The sequence below is a fragment of the Psychromonas sp. MME1 genome (genome assembly GCF_041080865.1).
Lineage (GTDB): Bacteria > Pseudomonadota > Gammaproteobacteria > Enterobacterales > Psychromonadaceae > Psychromonas.
The window spans coordinates 2,063,021-2,075,658 of the sequence record NZ_CP160906.1 but is presented as its reverse complement, the minus strand read 5'-3'; the positions used below and the strand labels follow the sequence as shown (position 1 = coordinate 2,075,658).

Annotated in this window: 13 protein-coding genes and 1 pseudogene; 10 read left to right on the top strand and 4 right to left on the bottom strand. The window is 38.5% G+C overall.

Annotation, left to right across the window (positions count from 1 at the left end; all coding sequences use genetic code 11):
- Positions 1-165: 165 nt before the first annotated feature.
- The 6 genes and pseudogenes from tkt to AB2N10_RS09480 all read left to right on the top strand — a co-directional run bounded on the left by tkt (position 166) and on the right by AB2N10_RS09480 (position 6,144).
- Positions 166-2,155 (top strand): annotated as a pseudogene (gene tkt / locus AB2N10_RS09505) (transketolase).
- Between the two features lie 586 nt (positions 2,156-2,741).
- Positions 2,742-3,107, top strand: coding sequence for a type IV pilin protein (locus tag AB2N10_RS09500; protein ID WP_354623899.1), 366 nt, complete (start codon positions 2,742-2,744; stop codon positions 3,105-3,107).
- Between the two features lies 1 nt (position 3,108).
- The gene (locus AB2N10_RS09495) at positions 3,109-3,564 is read left to right on the top strand and encodes a GspH/FimT family pseudopilin (RefSeq protein ID WP_354623900.1); all 456 of its coding nucleotides are present in this window, start codon (positions 3,109-3,111) and stop codon (positions 3,562-3,564) included.
- Positions 3,561-3,974, top strand: a complete 414-nt coding sequence (locus AB2N10_RS09490; protein ID WP_354623901.1) for a prepilin-type N-terminal cleavage/methylation domain-containing protein — start codon at positions 3,561-3,563, stop codon at positions 3,972-3,974. The genes AB2N10_RS09495 and AB2N10_RS09490 overlap by 4 nt, the downstream gene beginning before the upstream one ends.
- A 5-nt stretch (positions 3,975-3,979) precedes the next feature.
- Positions 3,980-4,555, top strand: a complete 576-nt coding sequence (locus AB2N10_RS09485; RefSeq protein ID WP_354623902.1) for a prepilin-type N-terminal cleavage/methylation domain-containing protein — start codon at positions 3,980-3,982, stop codon at positions 4,553-4,555.
- Positions 4,556-4,569: 14 nt separating this feature from the next.
- On the top strand, positions 4,570-6,144 hold the full coding sequence (locus tag AB2N10_RS09480; protein ID WP_354623903.1) for a hypothetical protein: 1,575 nt from the start codon (positions 4,570-4,572) through the stop codon (positions 6,142-6,144).
- A 253-nt stretch (positions 6,145-6,397) separates the two neighbouring features.
- Here the strand turns inward: AB2N10_RS09480 and AB2N10_RS09475 are convergent, their stop codons facing one another.
- On the bottom strand, positions 6,398-7,546 hold the full coding sequence (locus AB2N10_RS09475; RefSeq protein WP_354623904.1) for a flagellar assembly protein T N-terminal domain-containing protein: 1,149 nt from the start codon (positions 7,544-7,546) through the stop codon (positions 6,398-6,400).
- Between the two features lie 154 nt (positions 7,547-7,700).
- Between AB2N10_RS09475 and AB2N10_RS09470 the strand changes: the two genes are divergently transcribed.
- Positions 7,701-8,468: a FlgO family outer membrane protein gene (locus AB2N10_RS09470; protein ID WP_369433750.1), complete on the top strand. Its 768-nt coding sequence runs from the start codon at positions 7,701-7,703 to the stop codon at positions 8,466-8,468.
- An 82-nt stretch (positions 8,469-8,550) separates the two neighbouring features.
- Positions 8,551-9,045, top strand: coding sequence for a hypothetical protein (locus AB2N10_RS09465; protein ID WP_354623906.1), 495 nt, complete (start codon positions 8,551-8,553; stop codon positions 9,043-9,045).
- 57 nt (positions 9,046-9,102) lie between these two features.
- On the opposite strand, the gene AB2N10_RS09460 is transcribed toward AB2N10_RS09465, so the two are convergent.
- From AB2N10_RS09460 to flgA, 3 genes are all read right to left on the bottom strand, one after another.
- Complete coding sequence (locus AB2N10_RS09460; protein WP_354623907.1) at positions 9,103-9,522, bottom strand: flagellar protein FlgN; 420 nt, start codon at positions 9,520-9,522, stop codon at positions 9,103-9,105.
- Between the two features lie 24 nt (positions 9,523-9,546).
- Complete coding sequence (gene flgM / locus AB2N10_RS09455) at positions 9,547-9,861, bottom strand: flagellar biosynthesis anti-sigma factor FlgM (protein ID WP_354623908.1); 315 nt, start codon at positions 9,859-9,861, stop codon at positions 9,547-9,549.
- A gap of 76 nt (positions 9,862-9,937) precedes the next feature.
- Complete coding sequence (flgA, locus tag AB2N10_RS09450) at positions 9,938-10,480, bottom strand: flagellar basal body P-ring formation chaperone FlgA (RefSeq protein WP_369433749.1); 543 nt, start codon at positions 10,478-10,480, stop codon at positions 9,938-9,940.
- Between the two features lie 269 nt (positions 10,481-10,749).
- Here flgA and AB2N10_RS09445 point away from each other — a divergent pair, with 269 nt between their 5' ends.
- Positions 10,750-11,673, top strand: a complete 924-nt coding sequence (locus AB2N10_RS09445; RefSeq protein ID WP_369433748.1) for a chemotaxis protein — start codon at positions 10,750-10,752, stop codon at positions 11,671-11,673.
- A gap of 23 nt (positions 11,674-11,696) precedes the next feature.
- On the top strand, positions 11,697-12,524 hold the full coding sequence (locus AB2N10_RS09440) for a protein-glutamate O-methyltransferase (RefSeq protein ID WP_354623911.1): 828 nt from the start codon (positions 11,697-11,699) through the stop codon (positions 12,522-12,524).
- Positions 12,525-12,638 lie beyond the last annotated feature (114 nt).

The following is a 12,638-nucleotide window of genomic DNA, read 5'->3' as shown; positions in this document are numbered from 1 at the left end:
GGATTTGATAAGGTAACTTGCCCACATCGAGTGATTTATGAAAATATGTGATGAATTTGTTGCTTTTTTCATTGCCAGTGACCTAGTTCATTTGGGATAATCCTTATTTATATTACAAATAATAGCCGTAATTGAATTTCACTACACCCAAATCAGGAGAAACAAATGCCTTCTCGTCAAGAGTTAGCTAACGCAATTCGAGCCCTTAGTATGGACGCCATTCAAAAATCAAACTCTGGTCACCCCGGTGCACCGATGGGGATGGCTGATATCGCTGAAGTTTTATGGCGTCACTTTTTAAAACATAATCCAAGCAACCCACAATGGGCTGATCGCGATCGTTTTATTCTCTCTAATGGTCATGGTTCAATGCTGATTTATTCGTTATTACATTTAACGGGTTACGATCTCTCTATTGAAGATATTAAATCATTCCGCCAATTACATTCAAAAACACCAGGTCACCCTGAATATGGCTATACAGCCGGTGTTGAAACAACAACCAGGTCCATTAGGACAAGGTATTACTAATGCTGTTGGTATGGCGATTGCTGAAAAAGCGTTAGCGGCACAATTTAACCGTGAAGGTCATGATATTGTTGACCATTACACCTACACTTTCTTAGGTGATGGCTGTTTAATGGAAGGTATTTCTCATGAAGCCTGCTCTTTAGCTGGCACATTGGGTTTAGGTAAGCTGATTGCATTCTGGGATGATAACGGTATCTCCATCGATGGTGAGGTTGAAGGTTGGTTTAGCGATGATACGCCTGCTCGTTTCGAAGCTTATGGTTGGCAAGTAATTTCTGTTGATGGCCATAACAGTGCTGAAATTCAAGCAGCTATTGAAGCGGCTCAAGCTGAAACAAGCAAACCGACGATGATTTGTTGTAAAACGATTATTGGTTTTGGTTCTCCAAACAAACAAGGTACACATGACTGTCATGGTGCACCGCTTGGTGCGGCTGAAGTTATTGCTACTCGTGAAGCATTAGGTTGGAACTACGGAGACTTTGAAATTCCTGCTGATATTTACGCGGCTTGGAATAATAAAGAGCAAGGCTTGGCTGAAGAAGCTTCTTGGAATGAAAAATTCGCAGCCTATGCGGCCGCTTATCCGGAGCTTGCTGCTGAATATAAACGTCGTATTAACAATGAATTGCCGAGTGATTGGGACGTTAAATCAACGCAATACATTGCTGATTTACAAGCGCATTCTGATAATATCGCGACACGTAAAGCATCACAAAACTGTATCGAAGCATTCTCTGCGATGTTGCCTGAAATGTTAGGTGGATCGGCGGATTTAGCGCCATCAAACTTGACCATGTGGTCTGGCACAAAAGCGATCACTGCCGATGATGCATCGGGTAACTACTTACATTATGGCGTGCGTGAGTTTGCGATGTCTGCCATTGTAAATGGTATGGCGCTGCATAAAGGTTTCATTCCATTCGGTGCAACATTCTTGATGTTCATGGAATACGCGCGTAATGGCTTACGTATGTCTGCATTAATGAAGCAACGTGCGATTCAAGTCTTTACCCATGATTCAATTGGTTTAGGCGAAGATGGCCCGACACATCAACCTGTTGAGCAAATTGCAAGCTTACGTTTGACACCAAACATGAGCACATGGCGCCCATGTGACAGTGTTGAGTCTGCTGTGGCATGGAAAACAGCGATTGAGCGCGTTGATGGCCCGACCTCGCTTATCTTTAGTCGTCAAAACCTAAAACCACAAGCGCGTGATGCGCAGCAATTAGCCGATGTTGCCAAAGGTGGTTATGTCTTACTAGACTCTGCAACGCCTGCTGAAATCATTCTTATCGCTACAGGCTCTGAAGTTGAGTTGGCGATGCAAGCGGCTGCTGAGTTGACTGCACAGGGCAAAGCAGTACGTGTTGTATCACTACCTTGTACAGACCTGTTTGAAAAACAGAGTGCTGAATATAAAGAATCTGTATTACCGGCAAATGTGACAAAACGCGTTGCTATTGAAGCGGGTATTGCTGATTACTGGTACAAATATGTAGGCTTAAACGGTAAAGTGATTGGAATGACAACATTTGGTGAGTCAGCGCCTGCTGAACAACTATTTGAGATGTTTGGCTTTACGGTTAAAAATGTCGTAGATACTGCCAACACTTTATAATGTTACTTTAACCTCGTGAACGATAAAAAACCGCATTTTTGCGGTTTTTTTATGTCATCTATTTATAACAATGAGTACCATTAATAAGATTTGCTATAAGTCATCAAATCCTATTAATGGTACTCATTGTGTGATTATCTCTGAATATAGTCAGGACAATATCTGCATTTCCTGTTATTGATAAAGAGGGATTGATTAAACAGTGATGTTGTATTGTGGTTGTGTAGCACTGTTTCACTCCTGAATTGTTATTGATGGCGTCATTTGAATGCGCATCCTTAAACCGTAATAGCAATTTGTATAAATATCTTATCTATCTTTATTGTATGTTTTGCAAATGGAACAGATGTTCACATCAAAGTACGCCTCTAATAAAGTAATTTTTTCTGCGTAAAATTCTCATCTTATACTTATTACAGTAAGTATTAATGTCTCTTGGTTTTTATTTGGCTTTAATTTGACCTGCGATAATTTTTTTTGGACACACTATGTTAGGCGTTTGACTATAATGTAAGTATGTTGAGTGGTTAGCAGTGGGATGGTATATGGATATAAGGTGGTATTCATACTATTTAAATGAGGTTTTATGAAAAAGTTTACAGGATTCACGCTTATTGAAGTTTTAATCGCCATTGCTATTGTTGCTATATTATTTGGCATTGCCTTCCCTTCATACCAAAGTCATATCCAAAAAAGTAATCGTATTGCTGCACAACTTGCCTTAACAAAATTAGCGCAGGAGTTTGAGCGCGTTAACGCTCGGCAAGGTGCTTACCCAACGACGTTACCAACTATTGATGCGACAGATTCTTATACATACGCACTTCCATCTGTCACTGATGACACCTTTACTATCACCGCGACACCCAAAATGAGTGACGAATGTGGCACTTTGAGTATTACGCAAACAGGAGAAACCGCTTCAAGTAAATCGAGTGGTTGTTGGGATTAATATGAAGCTTCATAGCGTAAAAAAAATAGAGGGAATGACATTGATGGAGTTGCTAGTGACGCTAGCGATTATGGTTATTCTGGCTTTCATTGGTGTGCCTAGTTATCAGCAGTTTGTTGAAAATGAACGTTTTGCCGTGGCAACCAATGAACTCTATAAAGCCTATCGCTTTGCGCGCAATGAGGCGATAAAAACATCAACGCCAATGACATTAGAAGCCAATCCAGGCGGGTGGGCTAATGGATGGTCAGTCAAAGATAGTAGCGCTAATGTACTGTTTGTTAGTAAAAAACCGCGAGCAGGAATTACCGTTTCCGGTGCTTCAATTACCGTTTTTGGAAGAGGTGCTTTATCTGGCGGTAATGCGGCTTTTTCAATTAGTAGCAGCAGTAAAGCCCGTTACCTTTGCGTACTTTCCAGTGGTCAAAGTATATTACAAGATGGGAACTGCCCATGAAAGATAGAGAATATGGATTTACCTTATTTGAAGTGTTAGTAGCGATGTTTATAACGGGAGTCGCTTTATTAGGGTTAGCCCAGTTAGAGGTGTATATACTTAAATCCTCTCAGTCGAGTTTTAATTATACCGTTGCCTCAATCAGAGCCAATAGTTTTGTTGATGCTGTTTGGATGGATTTATGTAATGCACAAGATGTTACATCGGCGAGTACTTATACACAAATTCGTAGTAACTGGGTAAATGATTTAAGTGCAGCAGGTATGACGACAGATGAAAATAGTCCGCCAGCTAGCATCACGCAAGATATCTCTGTCACTGTCAAATGGAGTGATCCGCGTTTTATTGATGAGGATGAGAATAATACATTAACCTTAGAAACGACATTCCCTGATAGCGGTTGTGGGTGAGCAATATGTATATTAAACGGTTTCCTAAGAGTAAGTTAAAAACTAAGCAAGTAGGTTTTACATTGATAGAATTAATGGTTGCGATGACGATTAGTTTAAGCCTCGTTTTTGCCTGTACCACATTGTATGGGTCATTAAAAAACAGCATCAATATTGCACAAAACTTGAGTAATGCACAGGAGTCATTACGAGGTGCTTTTTATTTGTTGTCTCGCTCAGTGCACCAAGCCCAGGGGATCAATATTAATGGAGTTAATACAGCTAACCAAGAGTTAGTGGTTACCTACGGGGAGCCGCAAAGTGGCGGGATACTCTATGGCTGTTTAGGTAATAGCATGGTTTCTGGTAGCAGCGATACCTATTATTCAGATGGTGCGGGGCTCTACTGTGATGATGGTAGTGGGGCTCAGTTAATTACCTTAGATGTAGAAAGGTTACGTTTTGATAATATAACTGGTACCAATGAAGAGGGACTAATCGTTAAGTTAAAAGTAACAGGCATGCCTGATTCTTTGGGAAATGATGGGGTTACATTTAAATTAGCATTGCGACAAAAAATATTAACAAATTTACTCGAGTAAATTTAGGAGGCTTTATGCAAAAGCAACAGGGGTTTGTTCTCCTATCCGTGCTAATTATTACGACTATTATTACAATATTGGCATTTTCACAAATTAGTGAAAATCGTTTACAGGAACGTATTGCGGGTAATCAACAGAAAGAGATCAATGCGCGGCTTGCCTCAGAACAAGGCATTATTAAAGCCTATGAATATATTAAAGAGCAAAATGCGTTGTCTGTACCTAATGCAACCATAGAAAGTAATTTAAAAGCCAACTCATTCGTACCGGTCGGTGCTAATTACTCTTTGCCTGCACAGTACATTAATTTAAATGGTTCAACATTTACCTTGGTGAGTATGGGAAGCTATCAAGGTGCCACTGCGTATTTGAAAACAGAAATAGAGGCGATTGAAATAACAGGGAAAAGCCTTTTTACTGATGCGGTAGCTGGTTGTGATGGGGTTTATGTGGGACAAGGTGGAGGCACGGTAGATAGCTATAATTCTAGCCTTGGTCCATACGATCCCAATGCACATAATGATAAAGGTAATGTCTCCACTATTAATAGTGGCGCGGATATCGAACTATCCGGTAGTGGTAGCATTTATGGTAATTTAACATCAAACGGGAGTATTTCCACAGGGACGTCAAGTGGTAGCTCTATCTCAGGGGCTGCCACCGCGGCTAATAATATACAATTTAAAGGGATTACTTCTACCTCTAATATTCATGCTGGTGGCAACTTAGATTTTAAGGGGTTAATTGCCACGGGGCAAGAGATCACCGTTGGTGGCGATTTATACGGTGATAATGGTAAGGATATTAGCAGCTCCGTAATATATGGTGGAGAAAACCATAGTAATTTAAAAACGGCAATACATAGTGACCAGATTTTGCCACCTGAAATTGATTTTGGAGAATGTGATCCGCTTGATATTGTCACGGAAATGACAGCCATGAAGGGGCAAGTTCCATCGGGTTCAACCAATAGTTACAGCGCAACAATGATTGGCAGTAATTTGCAATTCAATGGCGCAGAGGTCTCTTCCGATGGTACGCCTATTGCGGGTGTCGCGCCTGTCACCCTTGATGTGTTTGGTGAACCCACCGAGGTGTACATCTTTGATGAGTTTACACCGATAGGGCAGGATATCACTATCACGGGGGATATAACCCTATTGATAACCGGGGATATATTGACTAAAAACAGTAACTTTGTCTTTGCTGACGACACGAGCTCATTGACGATATTGACCGATGGTTCGGTAAATCTTGATTCATTGACGGATCTTTTTGCTGATGAAACGGTTAACTCTGAGGGGGAGGCTCCACTCACCATATATTCATCATATGAAAGCAGTAATGATTCGGATATGGCTGTGACAGTGGGAAGTAATGCTGATATGTACGCCAGAATTTATGCTCCGAATGGTAATTTAGATTTAGGCGGCGGTGGTGATATTATGGGGGCCGTGCGAGGCAAAGAGGTTAATGTTTCTGCTGGTACAGGTATTCATTATGATGAAATGCTATCGGATATGATTGATATCCCCGATGAGGAGCCGACGGCAGCGTCATTTACTTCTGTGCACTATTTTTATCCGTAGCCAGACCCTTTTTCATGTAAAAAAGCCCCTGAACAATTGTTGTTTTAGGGGCTATTTATTTTAATTTATAGCATTATACCAATCGGAATAAATAGCTGATCTATTTTACGGGTTAAAATAACTTACTTTTTTGTTGTAAGTTTCGCAAAGGGAGCAACCATTTTCGTCAACTTACGCCTCAAATTAAGCCATTTTTCCTGCGCAAAATTTAGATCACATACTTAACCCAATTGCTATTACAATGGGATATCTATTATTTAATTTTTGCTAAATCATTAATTTGTATATTACCTAACGGGTAATTATCAATGGTGCGAAGGATCGCACTACTATCATGAACTTCAATAACTTGCATCGGATCTTGGTATTGAGTTTCTGCATTGCGCTCGATGCCAAATTGATCTTTATAATTACTGCTATAGAAAAGAGTGAGTGTCTCGCCTTCTTTGAGACCATTGCGTTTACCTAGGTTAATTTGCACGCTGTTATTTTTTACTGAAATCACTCTGGCGATCGGGAGCATGCATTGCAATTGTTTATTGATATCTTCATTAACATTAGCGAGCAGGTTAATAATTGCTTGCCCATACTCCCTTTGCCAAAACAGTTTACTCTGTAAATCAGCACTTTCATGCATACCATATTCCCATTTAGCTTCGGTGCGATATTGCTTGCTCATGACAAGGGTCCCCTGTAGAGCATCATAGAGATAAACGGTCATATAAAAATTTCGTAGTGGGTCAACAAGCCAATAGTTAATCGAATTTTTGCTGTCAAAATCAACGGATAGATCATTGATCTCGGCGTAAAAAATATATTGGCTATCGGTTTGTGTTGCCATCGTTGATAGAGTATTAGAGATATTTTGCAGGCTATAATGTTGCCCTAATCGGACCGGAATATCGATTAATTCTCTAACATCTAACTGTTGAGGTGATAATTTTAAGCGGTTAAATAACGTTTGCGTTATTTGCTTATTAATGGTGTGTATCTGGCCGTCAACGGCATGATTGGGATTGTTTAATTTAAAACGTGTAATGGCGATCGATTTTGGATACTGGGCTCCTTGGCAACTATTATGTGAGAGTTCAATATCGACACTGATAGTGACCATTAATTTATCTTCTTTTACATTTTCATCGATGATGGTTAGTGAATTAATTTCGCCTTTACTGTTAAATACCAATTTATTTTCAACTAACACCCCATTGTTGACTTGCTGCAGAATGGATATTGGCCCCCCAGAATAAATTAATGCATTTTTTAGCGCCTCTTTGATCGCCACATCTCGGGCGCTATCGATATCCTGCTTAATAATAAAAGCTTCTCCGGATGACGTAAATAGCTTTGCATTGACACTGCAGCAGCATAAAGCCAAAGTGAAAAGTATATATTTTAACATAGAGAACCTTTAACTTAAAAAATAAACCTGTCATTATATTAAGCAATTTTCGAACCAATATTTTAAATAAATTTGGATGATAAAGTTTACTAAAGCTTTTTGCCCTGTTGCCGATACCTTCTATGAAAGTTAAATCTGTCCAAGGTAGGTAAGAATGAATAATTTATTGGTACTGGCAGGGGCTGCCTTGTTATTACAGGGATGTGCGTCAACAGCTCCCGAGCAAACAAGCGCGGCACGTAATATAGAAACGACTGCCGTTGTAAATACTCGCAGCGTTAGCAAAGATGATCATCTCTATTATTATATTGCTCGTTCTTCAGCGAATAGTGATGCTGCTTTAGGGGAGGTTAATGCGAGTATAGTGAATAATAATAGCAACTCGGATATAACTTCCTTTGTTGGTGAGCGATCTTTTGTTCTTTCTGAAGTCGTCAGCGATATGGCAGAGCAACTTATTATTAATCTCCCTTCGACATCTCGTCATCAGGCAATCGCCTTGACATCTATTGTTGATCTACATAACCATCAAACCACCAACTGGCTAGGGCAAACTATCTCAGAGCAGTTTATCCATGAATTGCATATTCGTCATATTCCCATTGTTGACTTTAAAATAACTGGCAATATTCAGTTAACCCCTGAGGGTGAATTTGCGTTAACACGCGATTGGAAAAGGTTGAATAAAGACATAGATGTTAACAGAATTTTGACAGGTACAATGTCTCGTAATGAAGAAGGGGTGATGCTAAACATTCGCATTGTTAACGCTAACAATAATTTGGTTGAATCGACTAGTAGTGCTTTTCTCCCTAATAATATGTTTGTTGGTGGGAATTATGATTATCAAGAAAAAAAATATATCTCACGTAATAGTACATTAAGTGATAAAAGTTTGAAATTAGTACAGATTGTAAAATGAAACTAGGATTATGCTTTTAAGTGGCTCGATTTTTGCTTTGTATGATTAACTCTGCAAGAAACACAAAGTAAGGAATATTATTATGTCACATGGGATTAATCGTTTCATCTCTTCGCTCTTAATGGTTGTCGCTATCTTGTTGTTAAGTGCCTGTGCGAAAACCAATGGTCAGCAACAGAATATGCTGTTTAGTAGTAATGATCAGCCATACATTATGACTTCTATCGGTTATGCTCCAATTGCCGCGCAGCAAGGTGAATCCTTTGATCTGCAAATGTTGAATGCAATTAAGGCTTCTAAATTAGAGGCTTATAAAGAGTTGGCGGAACAAATCTATGGTGTGTTATTGAGTTCGGAAAATGCAGTCAATGGCTCACGTTTGCTTAACGATTTGATTCAAGCGCAAGTGAACGGTTTGGTCAGAGGGGCGAAGGTGCTAAAAAGTTATCATGAAGGGGATCTCTATATTACAGAACTTGCATTGGATATGCGTAGCGTCTCATTATTAAAGGAGTCAGGTATTAGCTATAGTAAGCAAGAGCCTGCCGTTAATGTTGAACAGCAAGTGTTTTATTAGTTTGCGTGTTGTTGGCTAGGTCGTGTGGTATAGAGGTAAATAAATATTGCTCGTTGTTTATGCCTTAATATCTTGACCTAACAGAGATGCACTTGTCAGGGAGCCCTTGTTATTATAAGTGACGCTGTTTTTGCCCGTTTCTTGTTTTAAAATCTGCATTAAATGTTTATTGCTTTTCATGCTCAATGTGACTAGTTGGCCATTAATGTCGTTACTTTTTTTGCATGAGCGAAGCTGTTTATCGATTTCTTGTTTTAACTGTTGTAACTTTTCATTTTCCGCTAGGGCTTTTTGTAAGCCGTTTTTTATCAAGCTGTCATCGATTGAGGCGATCTGTTGCAAGGCATTTTGTTTGTCAGACAAAATTTCTTTTAATGAAGAAAAATTTTTTTCTTTGAGACAGGTAGTTTCCGCCTCGAGGATTGATTGTAAGGTATTAATTAGGGTCAGTTGTTGCTGTAATTGCTCTGCTAGCATTTAAATATCTTCCACTATCGATTATTAGCTAAATGCTTTACTAAAGTCACCTTCAAATTTACTTAATTTTTCAGCCAAGCGTTCGGTATTGATTTTGTAATCACCATTCAAAATTGCAGCTTTAAGAGATTCAATTCGTTGTTTATTCACTTGAGGCTCCGAAGATGATTGTTTTTCTAGTTTATTTAAATTCAACGCTTGTGAAGTTAACTGCACGGAATCTTTGCTACTCGCACTTGTTGTTTGGGATTGTTCACCTAAAGATTGTTGTTTTTGTGCCTTATTTTGCTCAACAATGATGTTTTTTTGTACGCCTGATCGATTTATATTTATACTCATGATCCTATCCTTAAAGTACTACATATTTAACTTATCGGCCGTATTTATAATTTCTTGAGTACTAAATTACAAAAAATTAGAAAGACACTTGAACTTCCTTTAGCCCTGATACTGTCCCAACAACTATTCGTTGTGTGCGTGAATTTTTAACTCTTACAGTGCCTCCAATATTAGCATCATTTAAAGCAATACCTGAAGTTTTTATTAGTAGCCCTTTGTTATTTGCTTTGATCACTACCTTGTCATCTTTGCAAACAAAACAGACGTCTCTTTCGGTGATTATTTTTTCGTTAGATAGATTACGTTTTAATCGCGTGCCGATAAGTACGCTTAATTCATCGAAACTACCATTTTTGGCTTGATATTTAGTCACATAGCTTAATTTTATATTATCGGCTGTTAATCTATTGCCCTTGATCAGTGACGTGCTTGTCATTACTCTCGGTATTAATATCTTAACCTGTGCTCTGACATAGGTTGTCCATGGCTTTGGATCTGTACAGGTGATTTTTACCGCTGTATTTTTTTTCAAGGTGTCACCGATAACCTCCCCAATCAATTCACTTGCACAGGGGATAAAGTTGTGACGATTATCAATTGGGGAAATGTTAATTTGCAATTTCTGTTTGGTGTTTGTATCGTATGAAGTATCATATTTGGATGAAATAATGGATTCTGCAAAATTTTCTATCTTTTTTCTGTAATTGCTCTCAGCGAAACTATACGAACAGTTTATAATAAGCAAGATGAGGAAAAAACGTATCAAAATATTCACCTTATTCGTTGATTATTTATTTATTGCTTAATTAAGAAACTTAGTTTAATGGATTTCCCTTCATTATAAAACTACTTGTTTTTGCTAAGCACTATAACAAAAAGGATTTAAACATGGCCGGCATTTTAGACTCTGTGAATCAGAGAACACAATTGGTGGGGCAAAATCGTCTTGAGTTGCTTTTATTTAAATTGGGTGGAATTCAACGTTATGGGATTAACGTATTCAAGGTAAAAGAAGTTTTACAGTGCCCACCTTTGACAATGCTTCCTAAATTACATCCTTCCATTCGTGGTGTCGCTCATATACGAGGACAAACTATTTCTGTTATTGATCTGAATTTGGCGACAGGTGGACGCGCTATCGATAACGTTGAAGAGCGCTTTATTATCATCACAGAGTATAATCGTTCAATTCAGGGGTTTTTAGTGGGCTCGGTCGAGCGCATTATAAATATTAACTGGGAAAATGTGTTGCCGCCTCCTAATGGTGTTGGCCGTTCAAATTATTTAACCGCAGTTACGGATATAGAAGGAACATTAATTGAGATTTTAGATGTTGAAAAAGTGTTAGATGAAATTGCGCCCGTTAATGCTGAAGTTAATGCGGATATTATTGCACAGGGTATATCTGAAAAAGCGATGAATAAACGCATTTTAGTCGCTGACGACTCGACCGTTGCGCGTAAACAGATTCAAAAAGCGATATCAACACTTGGTTTTGAATGTGATTTAGTTAAAGATGGTAAAGAGGCGCTGGATTTGCTCAAGGAAGTATCCAAAACACAACCTGTTACGGACCGTTACGCTTTAATGATTTCTGATGTAGAAATGCCAGAAATGGATGGCTACACATTAACCGCTGCGGTTAAAAAAGATCCTGATTTATGTGGATTACATATTATTCTGCATACTTCATTAAGTGGTGTTTTCAATCAATCAATGGTTGAGAAAGTTGGGGCCGATGATTTTATTGCTAAATTTAATCCCGATGAATTAGCTTTAGCAGTGCAACGTTCTACTAACTTAGATAAATAATATTAATAAGTGAGATACTATTTGTGAGATCCCTTTCTGACGATATTTATAAGCAGTTTTCTAATTTTCTTGAGCAACAATGTGGTATCGTTCTCGGGGAAAATAAGCAATACCTTGTAAAAAGTCGATTAATCCCTTTGATGGCTCAATTTTCAATTCAATCACTGACTGAATTAATCAATCAATCAATGAGTTATAAGAATAGATCATTGAGAACCGCCGTTATTGATGCAATGACGACTAATGAAACATTGTGGTTTCGTGATAAGTATCCTTTTGAGTTGTTGCCACAAAAAATATTCCCAGAAATACTAGCCAATAAAAAGAGTATTAAAATTTGGTCTGCAGCGAGTTCATCGGGGCAAGAAGCTTATTCGATAGCAATGACCGCCATTGAGTATCAAAAAGCGAAGTCTATATTAGGCATGAATGTGCAAATAATTGGCACGGATATCTCTAATACAATGCTGCAACAGTGTAACAGCGGTGTTTATGACACATTAGCACTTTCACGTGGTTTATCTCCAGAGCGTAAAAAACAGTTTTTTGAACCGCTTAAAGATGGCTCGGCTAAAATGCAAGTTAAAGCAGATGTCAAAAAATTGACCAGCTTTAGAAATTTTAATTTGCTTGATAGCTATGCACTGCTAGGTAAGTTTGATGTCATTTTTTGCCGTAATGTCCTTATCTATTTTTCAGCAGATGTTAAATCTAAGATATTAAATCAGTTTGCTAATGCTTTAAATCCAGGTGGATATTTAATTCTGGGGGCTTCTGAATCAATAACGGGCTTAACGCCTCGTTTCGATATGATACGTTGTAATCCCGGCATCATTTATAAACTTAAATAATTAAAATTGCCTCTTTCATTATGAAGAGGCAATTTTTGCCACTTTGCTCGCGACGACAGCCGCAAATGAATCGTTTATTAACCGACTCACTTTACTTCCCCCTACTGTAAGTTT

Bases quoted from the DNA above. Each gene is read 5' to 3' on its own strand.
- AB2N10_RS09500 (WP_354623899.1), top strand. From the start codon at position 2,742: ATGAAAAAGTTTACAGGATTCACGCTTATTGAAGTTTTAATCGCCATT.
- AB2N10_RS09495 (WP_354623900.1), top strand. From the start codon at position 3,109: ATGAAGCTTCATAGCGTAAAAAAAATAGAGGGAATGACATTGATGGAG.
- AB2N10_RS09490 (WP_354623901.1), top strand. From the start codon at position 3,561: ATGAAAGATAGAGAATATGGATTTACCTTATTTGAAGTGTTAGTAGCG.
- AB2N10_RS09485 (WP_354623902.1), top strand. From the start codon at position 3,980: ATGTATATTAAACGGTTTCCTAAGAGTAAGTTAAAAACTAAGCAAGTA.
- AB2N10_RS09480 (WP_354623903.1), top strand. From the start codon at position 4,570: ATGCAAAAGCAACAGGGGTTTGTTCTCCTATCCGTGCTAATTATTACG.
- AB2N10_RS09475 (WP_354623904.1), bottom strand. From the start codon at position 7,546: ATGTTAAAATATATACTTTTCACTTTGGCTTTATGCTGCTGCAGTGTC.
- AB2N10_RS09470 (WP_369433750.1), top strand. From the start codon at position 7,701: ATGAATAATTTATTGGTACTGGCAGGGGCTGCCTTGTTATTACAGGGA.
- AB2N10_RS09465 (WP_354623906.1), top strand. From the start codon at position 8,551: ATGTCACATGGGATTAATCGTTTCATCTCTTCGCTCTTAATGGTTGTC.
- AB2N10_RS09460 (WP_354623907.1), bottom strand. From the start codon at position 9,522: ATGCTAGCAGAGCAATTACAGCAACAACTGACCCTAATTAATACCTTA.
- flgM (WP_354623908.1), bottom strand. From the start codon at position 9,861: ATGAGTATAAATATAAATCGATCAGGCGTACAAAAAAACATCATTGTT.
- AB2N10_RS09445 (WP_369433748.1), top strand. From the start codon at position 10,750: ATGGCCGGCATTTTAGACTCTGTGAATCAGAGAACACAATTGGTGGGG.